The sequence below is a fragment of the Streptacidiphilus alkalitolerans genome, assembly GCF_042511045.1.
Classification (GTDB): domain Bacteria; phylum Actinomycetota; class Actinomycetes; order Streptomycetales; family Streptomycetaceae; genus Streptacidiphilus; species Streptacidiphilus alkalitolerans.
In genome coordinates, this window is record NZ_JBHEZX010000021.1 from 60,826 (window position 1) to 76,406 (window position 15,581).

General features: G+C 70.2%; 10 protein-coding genes. 1 reads left to right on the forward strand and 9 read right to left on the reverse strand.

Annotated features, from left to right (window positions below; translation table 11 throughout):
* Nucleotides 1-14 precede the first annotated feature (14 nt).
* Entirely contained in the window at nucleotides 15-3,632 is a 3,618-nt protein-coding gene (locus ACEZDG_RS33045) for a DUF1349 domain-containing protein (RefSeq protein WP_380517091.1), read from the forward strand.
* A gap of 113 nt (nucleotides 3,633-3,745) precedes the next feature.
* Here the strand turns inward: ACEZDG_RS33045 and ACEZDG_RS33050 are convergent, their stop codons facing one another.
* From ACEZDG_RS33050 to ACEZDG_RS33090, 9 genes are all read right to left on the reverse strand, one after another.
* Nucleotides 3,746-6,769, reverse strand: a complete 3,024-nt coding sequence (locus ACEZDG_RS33050) for a glycosyl hydrolase family 95 catalytic domain-containing protein (RefSeq protein ID WP_380517094.1) — start codon at nucleotides 6,767-6,769, stop codon at nucleotides 3,746-3,748.
* 131 nt (nucleotides 6,770-6,900) lie between these two features.
* Nucleotides 6,901-7,908: a sugar phosphate isomerase/epimerase family protein gene (locus ACEZDG_RS33055; protein ID WP_380517097.1), complete on the reverse strand. Its 1,008-nt coding sequence runs from the start codon at nucleotides 7,906-7,908 to the stop codon at nucleotides 6,901-6,903.
* Nucleotides 7,909-8,029: 121 nt separating this feature from the next.
* Nucleotides 8,030-9,181 (reverse strand): Gfo/Idh/MocA family protein, encoded by a 1,152-nt coding sequence (locus tag ACEZDG_RS33060; RefSeq protein ID WP_380517254.1) that lies wholly within the window; start codon nucleotides 9,179-9,181, stop codon nucleotides 8,030-8,032.
* A gap of 74 nt (nucleotides 9,182-9,255) precedes the next feature.
* A complete protein-coding gene (locus ACEZDG_RS33065) occupies nucleotides 9,256-10,380 on the reverse strand; it encodes a Gfo/Idh/MocA family protein (protein WP_380517100.1) in 1,125 nt (374 codons plus the stop codon).
* Entirely contained in the window at nucleotides 10,365-11,042 is a 678-nt protein-coding gene (locus tag ACEZDG_RS33070) for a ThuA domain-containing protein (RefSeq protein ID WP_380517103.1), read from the reverse strand. Before ACEZDG_RS33070 ends, ACEZDG_RS33065 begins: the two co-directional genes overlap by 16 nt.
* Before the next feature lie 58 nt (nucleotides 11,043-11,100).
* Entirely contained in the window at nucleotides 11,101-11,910 is an 810-nt protein-coding gene (locus ACEZDG_RS33075; RefSeq protein ID WP_380517106.1) for an RraA family protein, read from the reverse strand.
* A complete protein-coding gene (locus tag ACEZDG_RS33080) occupies nucleotides 11,910-13,883 on the reverse strand; it encodes a hypothetical protein (protein ID WP_380517109.1) in 1,974 nt (657 codons plus the stop codon). Before ACEZDG_RS33080 ends, ACEZDG_RS33075 begins: the two co-directional genes overlap by 1 nt.
* Nucleotides 13,880-14,707 carry a carbohydrate ABC transporter permease gene (locus ACEZDG_RS33085; protein WP_380517112.1) on the reverse strand — a complete coding sequence of 276 codons (828 nt, stop codon included), beginning with the start codon at nucleotides 14,705-14,707 and terminating at the stop codon, nucleotides 13,880-13,882. Before ACEZDG_RS33085 ends, ACEZDG_RS33080 begins: the two co-directional genes overlap by 4 nt.
* Nucleotides 14,704-15,501: a carbohydrate ABC transporter permease gene (locus tag ACEZDG_RS33090; RefSeq protein ID WP_380517115.1), complete on the reverse strand. Its 798-nt coding sequence runs from the start codon at nucleotides 15,499-15,501 to the stop codon at nucleotides 14,704-14,706. The genes ACEZDG_RS33085 and ACEZDG_RS33090 overlap by 4 nt, the downstream gene beginning before the upstream one ends.
* Nucleotides 15,502-15,581 lie beyond the last annotated feature (80 nt).

The window sequence follows — 15,581 nt, forward strand, 5'->3', positions numbered from 1 at the left end:
GTTCGAGGAGACCCATGGCGCACAGACGCACCATCTGGCGGGCCCGCACAGCCGCGGGCGCCGCTCTCAGTTTGATCCTCACCCTCGGCGGTGCCGTCGGCGGCACGCTGCCGGTCACGTCGGCCGAGGCCGCGACCACTACCACCCTCTACGCCTCGCCGGGCGGATCCGGCAGCGCATGCACCAGCGCCGCCCCCTGCTCGATCCAGGGCGCGCAGACCCAGGTCCGCTCGCTCGACGGCAGCATGACCGGCGACATCGACGTGCAACTCGCCGGCGGCACCTACCCGCTGACCTCCACCTGGGCGTTCACCGGCGCCGACTCCGCCACCAACGGGCACAGCATCACCTGGCAGGCCGCACCCGGCCAGACCCCGGTGATCACCGGCGGATCGCAGCTCACCGGCTGGACGCAGTCCGACGCCACGAAGAACATCTGGACCACCCACCTGCCGGCCGGGGTGACCACCCGCGACCTGTGGATCAACGGCCGCCGGGTACCGCTGGCCCAGGACGGGACACTGCCCTCCGGCACCTCGCAGACCTCGACCGGATACACCGTTCCCGGCAACACCCTGCAGTCGCTGAGCGACCCCGACGACCTCCAGTTCGAGCTCTTCCCCGGCAACTGGGTCCACGACGTGTGCGGCGTCTCGACCATCACCGGCACCACGTCGAGCACCACGATCACGATGGACCAGCCCTGCTACAGCATCGCCCGCTCCTCCGGCTACATCAGCCTCGGCCTGCCGAGCGCGGTGGAGAACAACCCCAGCTTCCTCAACGGCCCCGACCAGTGGGCGTTCAACAGCTCCACCGGGCAGGTGTGGCTGGTCCCGCCGACCGGCGTCGCCCTGGCCTCGGCCGACGTCGAGGCGGGCTCCGTGGCGACCCTGGTCTCACTGAACGGGACCGAGGCGGCACCGGTCACCGGTGTGACGTTCTCGGGCCTCACCTTCGACGACACCACCTGGCCCAAGGTGGACACCGGCTACGGGTTCCCCGAGATCCAGGCCGACGTGATGTTCCCGGACGCCTCCTGCGCCACCGAGTTCAGCCCGGACAGCTTCATCGGCGGGGGTTCCGGCTCCAGCCACGACGGCCTGCCGTTCGGGGCGTGCAACGTCACCATGCCCGCGGCCGTGCAGGTGCACGCGGGACGCCAGGTCGCGCTCACCGGTGACACCTTCACCAACCTGGGCACCGCAGGGGTGAGTTACGACGGCGGCACCCAGCACTCGCAGATCACCGGCAACACGTTCACCGACATCGGCGGCAACGGCATCCAGGTCGGTTCCGTCGCGAACCCGAACCAGTCCGACGCGGCCCTGATCGACTCCGACGACACGGTCAACGACAACTACATCAACGCCGCCGCCGACGAGTACCAGGGCGGGGTCGGCATCTGGTCCGGCTACACCAGCAACCTGACCATCGCTCACAACAGCATCGAGAACCTCGACTACAGCGGTGTCTCCACCGGCTGGGGCTGGGGCTCGACGGACACCCTGCCGACGATCGACGCGGGCCTCCAGGTGGTCGACAACTACATCAGCGACACCAACCACACCCGCTCGGACGGCGGCGGCCTGTACAGCCTCGGACCGCAGCCGGGAGCGGTGATGTCCGGAAACTACCTGACCGATCCGAACAGCACCTCGACCTTCGCGATGTACCTCGACCAGGGCAGCAGCGACTGGGCGCTGAGCGACAACGTCGCCAGCAACTACAGCATCCCGACGTTCAACAACCGCAACTCGTGGGACCCCTGCAACACCATGACCATCAGCACCACGTACATCACCGGCGGTCTGATGAACGGCGGCAGTTGCGTCGCCACGACGGGCACCGTCAACGACGTGACCGGCATCCCGGCCCTGCGGATCGAGAACAACGCGGGACTGGAACCCGCCTACGCCGACCTGGCGGGCGTGACCGCCCCGTTCAAGACCTACGCCACCGGAGACGCCGGCTTCGACCAGGACACCGGCACCTACACCATCGACGCGGCCGGCACGGACGTCTGGCAGGGCACCGACCAGTACGGCGCGATCTACGCCCCGGCCGCGTTCGGAACCAGCTCGACGGCGACCGTGCAGGTGTCCGCCCTCGCCGCCACCGCGACCGGCTCCCAGGCCGGACTGATGGTCCGTGACTCCGTCCCCGGCGCGGGCACCGCACACGGATACGCCACGCTCGCCGCCACCACCACCGGCGTCAGCCTGCGCTGGGACAGCGACAGCAACGGCGGCCTCGACCAGGCGCTCAACGCCGGCACCACCACCGCACCGCAGTGGCTGCGGGTGACCCGCAACGGCAACTCCGTGACCGGCGCCTACTCCACCGATGGCACGACCTGGCACACCGTGGGAACCGCGACCCTCAGCGGGGCCCAGGCCAGTGAGGACATCGGCATGTACGCGAGCTCCGGTGCGGCCGGCACCCGCGGCCACGCCACGTTCTCCGGATTCTCCGTCACCGGCCCGCACCTGCTGCCCTTCGCCAGTACCCAGGCCACGATCCTCCAGAACACCGACCCCAACACCACCGAGAACCCCGCGCCCTACACGATCGACGCCGCCGGCGCCGGACCGTGGAAGTCCTGCTGTCAGATGACCGACCAGTACGGCGCGCTGTACCAGCCGGCCGCGGCCGGAACCCAGAGCACCACGACCGTCCAGGTCACGGCCCAGTCGGACACCAACCCGTGGGCCATGGCAGGCGTGATGATCCGTGACAGCATCGCCGGCTCGCCCGGCTCCCAGGGCTACGCGGCACTGGCCGTCACCCCCGGACACGGCGTCTCGCTGTTCAACGACAGCGACGCCAGCGGGTACCTCGACCAGGTGCAGAGCAGCGCCGCGACCGTCACCGCACCGGTCTGGCTCCGGCTCACCCGCAACGGCAACACCGTCACCGGCGCGTACTCCGAGGACGAGTCGACCTGGACCACCGTCGGCTCGGCCACCCTGACCGGAGCCGCCAGCACCGAGGACGCCGGGATGTTCGCCACCTCGTTCGCCTCGGGCGTCACCAGCCACACCGCGTTCGCCGGTTTCAGCGTCACCACGGCGCCCCTGCAGGCCTACGCCTCCACCACCGCGACCGTGCTGCAGGGGACGGCCACCGACGAGATCGACGCCTCGGGCGCGGGCCCCTGGAAGTCCAGCGGCCAGGACACCGACCAGTACGCGGCCCTCTACCAGCCCGGCGCGGCCGGGACCGCGCACACCACCATGGTACGGGTCACCGGCCAGACCAATACGAACCCGTGGGCGATGGCCGGGCTGATGATCCGCGACAACATGACCGGGTCGCCCGGCTCCCTCGGGTACGCCGCCCTGGCGCTGACGCCCGGTCACGGGGTGTCGATGCTCTGGGACGGCGACAGCTCCGGCTACCTGGACAGCGTCCAGTCCAGCGCCGCCCAGGTCACCGCCCCCGTGTGGCTCAGGCTGGTGCGCAACGGCAACAGCCTCACCGGCTCCTACTCCACCGACGACCAGGCCTGGACCACGGTCGCCACCGTGACCCTGACCGGCGCCACCAGCACCGAGGACGTCGGCTTGTTCGCCTCCGCCTTCCAGAGCGGCCAGACCACCCAGGCCACCTTCTCCGGGTTCACCCCCTGAACCACCGCTGCGGCCTCCCCGCCGGTTGGGCGAGCGCCGCAGCGCGATGCACGGCCGGACGGGTAAGTCCCGTCCGGCCGTGCGGTGTGCGGTGCGGCGTGTGCGGTGTGCGGTCAGTTCAGGGCGAGGGCCCAGACGTGGAGGACGGGGTTGCCTGCGGCGAGGGCGCCGACGGCGGGGAGGGTGACGGAGGCGAGGGTCTTGGCAGGGTCGACGGGGACGGTGGCGGAGAAGATGTCGGCGGTGTGCTGGTAGCTGGTGTTGCCGGGGCGGTTCTGGTAGGTCGAGTTGACGGCCACCGCGCCGCCGGCCGGGGGATCGGTGGAGAACCAGTCGGGTGCGGTGAGGGTGTAGCTCTGGGTGGTGCCGTCGGTGTAGTTGAGGGTGCCGGTCCCGGTGGCCGAGCCGTAGTCGCCCGAGATGAGGAAGCCGAGCGTGGAGCCGGAACCGCTGAAGGTGATGATCTGGCCGTTGGCGACCGTGTTGTCGGGGGTGCCCGCCGCCACGTCGGGCATGGTGAAGTTGATGCCCGAGGAGGACACCGTCGCGCCCGGTGCCGCTCCGGCGTCGGTGAGCGCGGTTTGCGAGTAACTGGCCTGGCTGCCGTCGTAGTTGCCCGGGGCGGTGTTGTCGTCCGCGGTGATCCCGACGTTGTCGAAGCCGGCGGCCAGGGAGGGGGCGCGGACCGGCGGGTCGATGCCGATCTGGACCGGTCCCAGGTGCTTGGCGGTGGTCGCCGCGGTGCCGGTGACCTGGGCGAACTGGTAGGAGGTGGTGGGTGCGGCGGTGTCCTCGATCAGGTAGGACGTGCCGGCCTTGACCGGCAGGTTGAAGGTGGTCGCCGTGGTGGGCCGCAGCACCAGGGCCCCGGTGGAGCCGTTGACGACCTTGGCGGCGTGGCCGGACTGTCCGGCCCAGGGGTTGCGGACGGTCATGGTGTCGGTCCTGCCGACGATCAGCGCGGCGGTGGTGAGGGTGCCGTTCTGGACCTGCACGTCGACCTTGGAGCCGTTCTGCACGTACACGGTGCCGGAGACGTTCCAGTCCTTCGGCCAGGCCGGGGCGAAGCGCAGGGTGCCGTCGTAGTCGGTGGCCAGGGCCTCGTTCAGGGCGGTGCCGACGGTTGCCGACTGCTCCAGGTAGGGCTCGTCTCCCGGAGCGCCGCCGAACGCGCTCGATGTGCCGGCCATGTAGGCCTGGTAGCGCTCGGTGATGCTGACCAGGTCCGTCTGGACCTGGTCGGCCAGGCCGAGGCGGGCCGCGTCGACGGAGTCCATGCTCCAGTCGCCGCCGTTGTTGGGGCGGCTGGTGTAGGTCCGGTCGGCCAGCGCGGTCAGTGGCGAGTCGTCACCGATCAGTCCGTAGGGCCAGACCGGCTCCAGGCCGATGTTCTCGCCGTTGTTCAGGGGAGCGGCGGGCTGGTAGGAGTCGGAGATGACATCGGTTCCGGCGGCGTCGTCCGCAGCGGTGAGCAACTGGGTGTGCGTCGCCGCGTCGGTGCGGGCGTAGGGCTCGATCTCGGTCTGCGCCTTCTTGAGCTGCGTGACCAGGTCGGGGTCCGTGTGCAGCAGTTTGGCCGCGGCGATGGTGGCCGGGAACAGTGCGGCGTCGGCGGCCAGGTCGGTGGTGGGGTCGGTGACGTTCCACTGGGTCTCGTGGGCGTTGGCGGTGGCGTGCAGGTAGCCGTCCGCGCCGACGCTCTGGTAGGCCAGCAGGAAGGTGGCGGACTGCTCCATCAGCGGGTAGTACTTCTGCAGGAAGGGCAGGCTCTTGGTGTCCTGGTACTGCTGCCAGACCCACAGTGCGATCTCGGCGCCCGAGGTGATGGTCTCGGCGTTGTAGTTGGGGGACGCGGCCAGGCTGCAGGAGGCGTTGCCGGTGCCGCCGGCGTACCAGCCGTTGCCGTTGAAGCGCATCGTCTCCGGGACGCACGCGCCGGGTTTGCCGCCCATCTGGGCGGTGGTCCACGACTTGATGGCGGGCAGGTCCTTGAGGTACATGTCGAAGGTCGGGAGGTTCTCCGCGAAGTTCCCTGAGCTCATGTTCGTCGCGATCTCGGCGCGCAGGTTCCACAGCCAGAAGCCCGCCGGGTACCAGTCCTGGTGGTCCTGGTCGAAGTTGAACATGTCGGCCACACCGGCCTGGCTGCCGCCGTACTCGCCGCCCATGGAGGCTGCCTCGGCGTACAGGTAGAGCGTGCGCAGGTTCTCCAGGTACTCGCCCGAGCCGTCGGCGGAGGAGATCTCCATCAGGCCGGTGCCGTTCCAGTACGAATTCCAGTGCCTGGCCTGGGCCTTGAGCAGCGACGCCCCCGGGGTGGTGGCGTCCGGGCGGAGCAGCCGTGACGCGGTGGTGGCGGCGTTGCCGCCGGTCCAGTGCGGGGCGCCGACCACGACCCGGAACGAACCGTCCTTGTGGGGTTTGAAACTGACCTGCACCGAGGTCGGGTCGACTACCGTGGCGGCCACGTCCCGGCCGCCGGCGGTGATCGCGGCGAGGGAGCCGAAGGTCTTGCCGGAACTGCCCAGTTCGGTGTTGTCGACCCAGGTCTCGGCGAGGGTGCCGATTCCACCGGACGCCGCCGCGGTGGGAGTGCGTCCGGACCACAGGTGGACCGTCGCGGTCTGCGCCGTGGCCGGATCGGCGCCGGTCACGTCGACGACCAGCTCGTCCTTGTTCGAGGCGACCCAGACCTTCGCGGTCATTCCGCCGCCGGACTCGTTCAGCACTCCGTCGTAGACGTCCAGGGTGGCCTTGAAGTCCGGAGCTGTGGTCATCGCGGCCAGCCCGGGGATCTGGACCTGGCCGGGGGACTTGCGGTCGGGCATGGTGTCGCTGCGGTTGAGCTGGGCGGTGAATCCGTCGGCGGCCCATGCGGCGACGCCGAGGGTGCCGTTGCCGAGCGGCAGGTACTGGGTGTCGGCGGTGTTGGCCCGGCCTATCACGATGTCGGAGCGGCCGACGACGCCGGCCACGTTCTGTGAGAACGCCCCGTTGTGCCAGGCGGTGCTGAGCGTGGCCGCGTGCGTGGTCGCGTGCGCGGTCGTCGTGGGGCCGGCTGCGATGGTCAGGGCTGCGGCCAGACCTGCGGTGATCGTCGCCGCGACGGCACGCCGCAGCGTGGTTCTTGGGAACACTGGATTCTCCTGGGGTGGGAAGGAAGTGACGCAGCAGGCGGCGGAAACGAGATCAGTCGTCGTCAGGCGGCCTTCGGATCGCCCGGCTCCGTTCAGATGGCCGTGCGGACGCCGTCGATGGTGTTCCGAGCTCAGGAGGACTGGCGGAAGGCGGCGTCGAAGGAGGCGGCCGGGGGTTCGATCCGGGTCAGTTCGCGGACGAGCGCGAGCGCGGCGGGGGCGCCGACCAGGCGGTCCATGCCCGCGTCCTCCCATTCGACGGAGATCGGCCCTTCGTAGCCGATGGAGTTGAGCATCCGGAAGCACGCCTCCCACGGCACGTTTCCGTGGCCGGTGGAGACGAAGTCCCAGCCGCGCCGCGGATCGCCCCAGGGCAGGTGCGACCCCAGGCGTCCGTTGCGTCCGTTGAGCTGCTTGACGGACTCCTTGCAGTCGACGTGGTAGATGCGGTCCCGGAAGTCGTAGAGGAAGCCCACCGGGTCGAGGTCCTGCCAGACGAAGTGGCTCGGGTCGAAGTTGAGCCCGAAGGCGGGCCGGTGGCCGATCGCCTCGAGCGCGCGCTGGGTGGTCCAGTAGTCGTACGCGATCTCGCTGGGGTGGACCTCGTGTGCGTACCGGACTCCGACCTCGTCGAAGACGTCCAGGATCGGGTTCCAGCGCTCGGCGAAGTCGGCGAATCCGCGCTCGATCATCTCCGGTGGTACCGGAGGGAACATCGCGACGGTGTGCCAGATGGACGAGCCGGTGAAGCCGACCACGGTGTCGACGCCGAGCGCGGCGGCGGCGCGCGCGGTGTCCTTGATCTCCTCGGCGGCCCGGCGCCGCACACCCTCCGGTTCGCCGTCGCCCCAGATGCGATCGGGCAGGATGCCGCGGTGGCGCTCGTCGATCGGGTGGTCGCAGACGGCCTGGCTGGTCAGATGGCAGGAGACGGTCCAGACCTTCAGGCCGTACCGGTCCAGGGTGGCGCGCAGGGACGGCAGGTAGGTGTCGTCGGTCAGGGCCCGCTGAACGTCGAAGTGGTCGCCCCAGCAGGCGAGTTCGAGGCCGTCGTAGCCCCAGTCGGAGGCCAGGCGGCAGACTTCTTCGAGCGGGAGATCGGCCCACTGGCCGGTGAAGAGGGTGACGGGTCGGGACATGGTTGCCCTGCCTTCCCTTGCGGGTGGACGGTGGTGTGGTCGGACGGCGGTGTGGCGGGACCGGAGCACGGCGGGACAGGCGCGGGGGAGGGGCGCAGGGAGGGGGACCGTAGCGGCCGGCTCAGTCGCAGTCGGAGACGGCCGTCCAGACGCTGTCGGCCGCGGCGCTGTCGGTGACGGCGGCGAGCACCCGCTGCACCTGGAGGCCGTCGGCGAACGACGGCCTCGGCTCGGCGCCCGTCGCGATCGCCTCGACGAAGTCCTTCACCTGGTGGGTGAAGCTGTGCTCGTAGCCGATGAGGTGGCCGGGCGGCCACCAGGCGGACATGTAGGGGTGGGTCGGCTCGGTGACCAGGATCCGGCGGAAGCCCGCTGTCTGCGGATCCTCGCCGCGGTCGTGGAAGGAGAGCTCGTTGAGGGACTCGCAGTCGAAGGCGAGGCTGCCCTGTGAGCCGCTGACCTCGATCCGCATCGCGTTCTTGTGCCCGGTGGCGAACCGGGTGGCCTCGAAGACGCCGATCGCACCGCCCTCGAACCGTGCGGTGAACAGGGCCGCGTCGTCCACGGTGACCGCGCCCCGTCCGGTGCCGCCCGAGGCGGACAGGCCGCTGGACGCCTCCGGCAGCGGTCGCTCGGGCACGATGGTCTCCAGCAGGCCGCTGACGCCTACGATGTGTTGGCCGGTCAGGTACTGGGCCAGGTCGATGCTGTGCGCAGCCAGGTCGCCGAGGGCGCCGGATCCGGCCCGCTCCGCCTGCAGCCGCCACACCAGCGGGAAGGCGGGGTCGACGATCCAGTCCTGCAGGTACTGGGCGCGTACCTGGTGCACGGTGCCCAGCCGACCGTCCGCGATCAGCTGCCGGGCGAGAGCCAGGGCGGGGACGCGCCGGTAGTTGAAACCCACCATGGACCGCTGCCCGCTCCGGGAGGCCTCGTCGGCGGCCGCCGTCATGACCCGGGCCTCTTCGGTGGTGTTGGCGAGCGGCTTCTCGCACAGCACGTGCTTGCCCGCGGCCAGTGCCGCCAGGGCGATCTCCGCATGACTGTCGCCCGGGGTGCAGATGTCCACGACGTCGATGTCGTCGCGGGCGACCAGCCGCCTCCAGTCCGTCTCCCAGTCGGACCAGCCATGGGTGTCGGCGGCTGCCCGTACCGCATCCTCCGACCTGCCGCAGAGCACTGTGAGCTCCGGGCGCAGCGGTAGGTCGAAGAACCGGGCCGCGTTGCGCCACGCCTGCGAGTGCGCGGCGCCCATGAAGGCGTATCCGACCATGCCGACGCGCAGGGGCGGTCGCTGAGCGTCCTTCGGTTCGGTGGTCGTGCTGCCGCGGCCCTCCGCGCCGGCAGTCACTGCTCCTCCGGCCGGGCGCCGGCGGGGACCGCCGCCGGGCGTTCGCAGGTGCTGGCGACGGTCACCGACTCGCCGCTTCCGGCGGCGGCGAGCAGCGACTCCATGACGTCCAGGACGTGGTAGGCCAGTTGGCCGTCCGCGCGGTGCGGGCCGCCGTCGGCGAGCGCGCGCGCCAGGTCGGCGACCCCGAAGCCGCGGGAGGCGCCCGGGTATCCGCCGCGCTCCGGGACCGGCTCCCACTCCTTGGCCTCGGCACGGAACAGCTGCACCTCGCCGTCGAAGCCGTTGGGGTCCGGTAGGGACAGCGAGCCCCCCGTCCCGTGCACCTCGATATGCGTTCGCGGCACCAGGCCGGCCCACGCGTCGAAGCTCATGATCAGTGTGGACAGCGCCCCGCCCTCGTGCTCCAGCACACCCGTGACGTGGGTGGCCACCTCCACCGGGAACTCGGTGCCGGCGCGTGGTCCGCTGCCGATGATCCGGGTGGCGCGGGGGGTCGCGGACATGCCGACCACCCGGCGCACCGGACCGAGCAGGGTGACCAGGGCCGTGAGGTAGTACGGGCCCATGTCCAGCAGCGGGCCGCCTCCCCGCTGGTAGTAGAACTCCGGTGCCGGGTGCCAGCCTTCGTGACCGGGGGATAGCATGAAGGCGGTCGCCGACACGGGCGTGCCGATCTCCCCTGAGTCCAGGACCGTGCGCGCGGTCTGCACCCCGGTGCCCAAGACGGTGTCGGGGGCGCAGCCCACCCGGACGCCGGCCCTGTCGGCCGCCTCCAGCAGAGCGCGGGCCTCTGCGGCGGTGGCCGCCAGCGGCTTCTCACCGTAGACGTGCTTGCCGGCGGAGATCGCGGCGTGCGCGACCTCGGCGTGCGCTGCGGGGATGGTCAGGTTGAGGACGAGGTCGACGTCCTCGGCCGCGTAGAGCTCGTCCGGGGTGAGGGCGCGCGCGCCCGGGACCTCCTTCGCTGCCGCGGCCGCGCGGGCCGGGTCCATATCGGCGATCGCGGTCACCCGCAGGTTCTCCAGCCGGAGGAAGGTTCCCAGGTACGCCCCGCTGATGTGCCCTGCGCCCACCACGCCCACGCGCAGGATCTGACGGTCATTCACCGTGTCGCCCATGCCATGCCCTTCCTGATCATCGAGTCCACCTCGGGCACCTCGAGGTCGGTGAGGGTGTGCCCGATCGCTGTGACGAAGACCCGGCCCGCGCCCCAGCGCCGGGTCCAGGTGACGGGCATCACGTTGCCCGCGAGTTCCGGATTGTCGGGGTCCTGCTCATAGTCCGTGACGGCGAGGACGTCCACCGCCGGGTCCATGTGCAGGTAGTACTGCTCGGTGGTGACGGTGAACGGCCCGATCCCGGCCAGTACCGGGTGATCGGCGCGCTCGGGCAGCGGGCGCACCTGGTAGGTGACGAACTCGCTCGGGTGATGGACGAACTGGCCGCCCGTCATCAACTGGTAGCCGGTCTCGTCTCGGAAGGAGTCGATGATGCCCCCGTGCCAGCCGGCGAAGCCGGTTCCGGCGCGTACGGCGCGGGAAAGGCCGGTGAGCTGCTCGCCGGTGATCTGCCCCATCGTCCAGCACTGCACGATCAGGTCGCTGGCGGCCAACAGCCCCTCGTCGAGGTAGCTGTCCAGGCTGTCGCTGACCGTCACCTCGTAGCCGTCCTCCTTGAGCGCAGCCGCGTAGCGGTCGCTGGCGGCGACCGGCGAGTGGCCGTCCCACCCGCCGCGGACGACCAGCGCCCGCTTGGTACCAAGGGACTGATGCTCTGTCATATGCGGTCTCCCGATTTGTGCCGGGCGTGGCTGAGTAGTAGGTGGATGTGGCTGTTGATCACTGGGCGGGCTGCTTTACCTGGTTGTCGCGCCAGTGTTCGTATTCGGCGCGGCTGTTGGGGCTGAGGGGGTAGTAGTCGGAGAGGCGGGCGCCTTGTTCGAGGCGCATGCGGCTGAAGGATTCCCAGTCTTCGTGGTCTTCGGCGTCCTGGACGAGTTCGGGTGCTTTGGCGGCGGGTACGATCACGGCGCCGTCGTCGTCGGCGACGACGATGTCGCCGGGTAGGCAGAGGACGCCGCCGGTGGCGACGGGGACGTCGTAGGCCCAGGGGAAGAGGTCGGTCTGGGAGGCGTAGTGGGGGGTGGTGCCGGTGCACCAGATCGGGACGCCGAGTTGGCGGACTCGGGCGGCGTCGCGGATGCGGCCGTCGATGACGATTCCGGCGCCGCCGCGGCGTTTGAAGTAGCGTACGAGCATGTCGCCGAAGCAGCCGGTGAAGGGGCTGCCCCAGGCCTGGACGACCAGGACGTCGCCGGGTTGGACGGTTTCCAGGACGGCCCACAGTGCGGTGTCGCGTTCGACGTACTCCTGGCCCAGGCCGCTGGCGACGTCCTCGCGTTGCGGCATGAACTGCAGGGTCAGGGCGGAGCCGACGATGCGGCTGCCGGTGTCCAGGGCGGTGGGTCCCTGGACGGCGGTGCGGGTGACGCCCATGCCGTGCAGTTTCGCGCAGGCCGTCGCGGCGCTGATCGCGTCCATGCGGCGGACGAGGTCCGCGTCCGCGCGGGTGAAGGGTGCGCCCCGCACCGGCAGCGGCCACACCGTCGACATCGGGTTCACCGTCGGCATCGGGTTCTGGGTATCCATCAGGTGTCGCTCCGGGGTGCGGTGTGGGTGAAGCTGCGGTGGGCCGGTGTCTGGGCGCGCCGGGTGACCTCGAGCCGCAGCGAGATGCGGTGCAGCGGAGGAAGGGAGACCACCAGCCGGTGCGATCCGACCGGGGTACTCGCGGGCTCTGCTCCCGGGTCGGGGATGAGGTAGTCGTGGGAGTCGCCGGGGTAGTCCGCGCCCGCTTGGTCGTAGACGACGTGGTCGATGCGGTCCTCGCCGAATGCGCCGGCTTGGACCACGACCTCGCGGCGGGTGTCCGGGTCGAGGTTGACCAGGTCGAGGCGCAGGCCGTCGGCGTCGGCTTCGCGGACCAGTGCGGCCACGTTGTCGGGTAGGCCGGGGCGGTGGCGTAGTGCGTCGCCGTAGGTGACCCGGGCCAGGGCGAGTCCGCCGTTGTAGAGGGCGGGTGGGGCGCCGGTGAGCAGGTGGGTGAGGACCTCGGTGACGACGGGGTTCAGGCGCTGCCACCAGTGGATGTCGTCGTCCGGCGGCCCGTAGGGGGTGGCCCGCATCAGCGCCAGGCGCTTGGCCACCTGGGCGAGGGCGAGGGTGAGGGCGTCTTCGGGGTAGCCGGGGTTGCGGCCGAGCAGGAACGACACCCAGGGGGCTTCATGTCCCTGTTCCTCCTTGTCCTGGAACCACTTGGTCTGGCGCCAGTCGAAGCCGGCGTCCTGCTCCAGCGCTTCCAGTCGTTCCCGGTCGCCGGCGGCGGAGGTGAGCCACCAGAGCCAGACCGGGTAGATCAGTGGGACCGGGTGCAGGTCGAACCAGCCGCCCGCACCGTGCCGGTAGGGCACGAGTTGGACCGGCACGTCGGGGGCGATGTTCATCTTCTGGGCCCAGCCCCAGCCCATGCTGCCGGTGGTGGCGGCGTCGGTGCGTACCACGCTGTGGGCGATCACGGTGTCCAGGGGCACCCGGGCGAGGTCGAGTCCGGTGGTGGTGCCGGTGACCAGGGTCTCGTTGACGGCGGCGATCATGGCGGCGGCCTGGACCGAGTGCAGTCCGTGCGGCCAGGCCCAGCCGTAGTGCCCGCCGTACCAGTGCCCGTGGTGGAGTTCGCCGACGGTCCCGGAGGGGCCGACGTTGTCCGGGAGCAGCCCGCCGTTGGCCGCCGCGCGTTCGCGCCACGCGCCGACATAGTCCACCACCCAGTCCGCGAACTGCGGGTCGTGGTCGTAGAGCCAGGCGTTGGTGACCAGGGAGGTGGCGGCGAGGTTGACCGCCGTGTCGCCCCGGCCGAGCCGGGCCTGCATGGCGTCGCCCATCCGCCGGGCGTTCTCTGCGGGGAGCAGGTCGTCCCATGCGGTGATGCCGGGCAGGTCGTCCAGCGGCAGCCCGTAGGGCTTCATCACGGCCTGGGTCGCGCTGTAGTCGATCCATTCGGTGCCGAGCCCGGGGCGTGGGCCGCCTGATCCGGTGTGCGGGGCGGTGATGATCCGCGCGGCGGGGTCGTAGTTGCCGTGGGCCGGATCCGCGTACAGGCGGGCGAACCGCAGCGCCCGTTCGCGGAAGGCGGGGTCGTCCGGGTCGGCGGCGCACAGGGCGTAGAAGAAGTTGAGGGACTCGCCCTGGTGGAACCAGTCGTAGCCGACCTCGTACTCCTCGCGCACGAACCCGAACTCGGTCAGCTGCGCGGTCACCCCGGCCCAGTGCTGCTTGGCCGAGGCGAGCAGGTCGTCGGCGCCGCCGAGGCGGTAGAGCACCGGCCAGTTGAAGAAGGGCTCGTAGAAGTCGTCGACCCCGTCCCGGTGATGCATCCGCCCCTGGTAGACCAGGCGCCCGTCCGGGCCGCAGTAGGTGGCCTCGAACTCACGCCACGCCGTGTCCAGGACGGAGAACAGGCGTCGTTCAAGGACCGCCCACAGCGGGGTCTCCCGCAGCGGGACGGTGGCCTCGATCCGGGTGGGTGACAGGCCGTCAGGTGAATCGTCTTTTGCCCACATCATTTGATTGCTCCTGCGGTCAGGCCGCCGATGATGCGCCGTTGCATGAAGACGTAGAACACGATCACCGGTGCGGTGGCGAGCAGCATGTTGGGGTACACCACGGTGTAGTTCGTGGACAGGCGGCTGATGGCCGCGTAGACGCCGGTGGTGACGGTGTAGATGCCGGACTGGGGGCCGAGGATGAACTGCGGGTTGACGAAGTCGGTCCACACCCCGATCGAGTTGAGCACCATCGCGGTCGCGACCACCGGGCGCATCAGCGGGAAGATGACGCGCCAGAAGGTGCCGTAGCGGCTGGCGCCGTCGATCCGGGCGGCCTCGTCCAGCTCCCGGGGGATGGTCTGCACGAACGCGGTGAACAGGAACACCGTGGTGGGCACGGTCAACGTCGTCTCGAACAGCAGGAAGCCCGGCATGGTGCCGATCAGGCCCAGCGCCTTGAGGACGAAGACCACCGGGATGACCAGGGTCTGGCCCGGGATGAACAGCCCGGCCAGCAGCACCAGCATCACCACCCGGTGGTACCGGCGCATCCCGCGCCCGATGGCGTACGAGGCGGGGCCCACCACCAGCAGGTTCAGCACGTTCACCGCCACCACGAACAGCAGCGTCACACCGTAGGCGGCCACGACGTTGAAGTCCGGTGAGGTCAGCGCATCACCGAGGTACTTGAGTGAGAACCCCCCGGAGGGCCAGCCGAAGGGCTCGGTCAGGATGTCGTGCTGCGACTTGAACGCATTGGCCACCATCACATACAACGGACCGACCATCACCAGCACCAGCACAGCCGCGGTCAACACCCGGCCCAGGCGACGCGCCCTCATGCGGCCACCGCCTGCTCGCTGCGCCGGCGGGCCGCGGTGATACCCACGGTCACGGCGACGATCACGATCATCAGGACGACCGACTGGGCTGCTCCGTAGCCGAGTTGGGTGTTGTCGATGGAGGAGGTGAGGATGTTGTACACGAAGCTCTGGGTCTCTCCTGCGGGGCCGCCGCGGGTCAGGGCCAGGATCAGCTCGTAGACCCGCAGCAGGCCGATGACGACCAGGACCACGTTCACGGTCACGGTCGGGGCGAGCATGGGGAGTTTGACGCGCCAGAAGGTCTGCCACGCCGAGGCGCCGTCGATCCTGGCCGCCTCCAGCACACTGTCCGGCACGGTCTGCAGCCCGGCCAGGTACAGCACCACGTTGACGCCGAAGCTGGACCAGACGATCACGCAGATCACCGTCGCCAGCGCCCAGGTCGGGTTGGACAGGAACGGCAGCGCGTGCTTGGCCCCCAGCAGCGCGTTGACCGCGCCGCTGGTGCCCAGGATCGAGGACCACAGGAAGCCCAGGATCACCGCCCCCACCACATACGGGTAGAAGACCAGCACCCGCAGCACCGCGTTGAGCCGGGTGTTGCGGTTCAGCAGCAGCGCCACCCCCAGCCCCAGCACATTGCACGCCACCGTACCCACCACAGTCACCAGCAACGTCACAAACGCCGCATGCGCGACCGCCGGATCATGGATGATGCGGACGTAGTTGCGGAACCCGACCAGATGCAACGGCGTGGTGAACCCGTTCCAGTCGGTGAAACTGAGGTACACCGCGATCACGATCGGCACCACGATCAGACACACCACCAAGACCAACGGCGGCGCCATCATCGCAATATCGGCCGCCGTCTCACGACGCCGCGCCCGCGCCC

Coding starts and splice junctions, on each gene's coding strand:
- ACEZDG_RS33055 (WP_380517097.1), bottom strand. CDS start 7,908: ATGTCCCGACCCGTCACCCTCTTCACCGGCCAGTGGGCCGATCTCCCG.
- ACEZDG_RS33080 (WP_380517109.1), bottom strand. CDS start 13,883: ATGATGTGGGCAAAAGACGATTCACCTGACGGCCTGTCACCCACCCGG.
- ACEZDG_RS33070 (WP_380517103.1), bottom strand. CDS start 11,042: ATGACAGAGCATCAGTCCCTTGGTACCAAGCGGGCGCTGGTCGTCCGC.
- ACEZDG_RS33060 (WP_380517254.1), bottom strand. CDS start 9,181: ATGGTCGGATACGCCTTCATGGGCGCCGCGCACTCGCAGGCGTGGCGC.
- ACEZDG_RS33085 (WP_380517112.1), bottom strand. CDS start 14,707: ATGAGGGCGCGTCGCCTGGGCCGGGTGTTGACCGCGGCTGTGCTGGTG.
- ACEZDG_RS33065 (WP_380517100.1), bottom strand. CDS start 10,380: ATGGGCGACACGGTGAATGACCGTCAGATCCTGCGCGTGGGCGTGGTG.
- ACEZDG_RS33045 (WP_380517091.1), top strand. CDS start 15: ATGGCGCACAGACGCACCATCTGGCGGGCCCGCACAGCCGCGGGCGCC.
- ACEZDG_RS33075 (WP_380517106.1), bottom strand. CDS start 11,910: ATGGATACCCAGAACCCGATGCCGACGGTGAACCCGATGTCGACGGTG.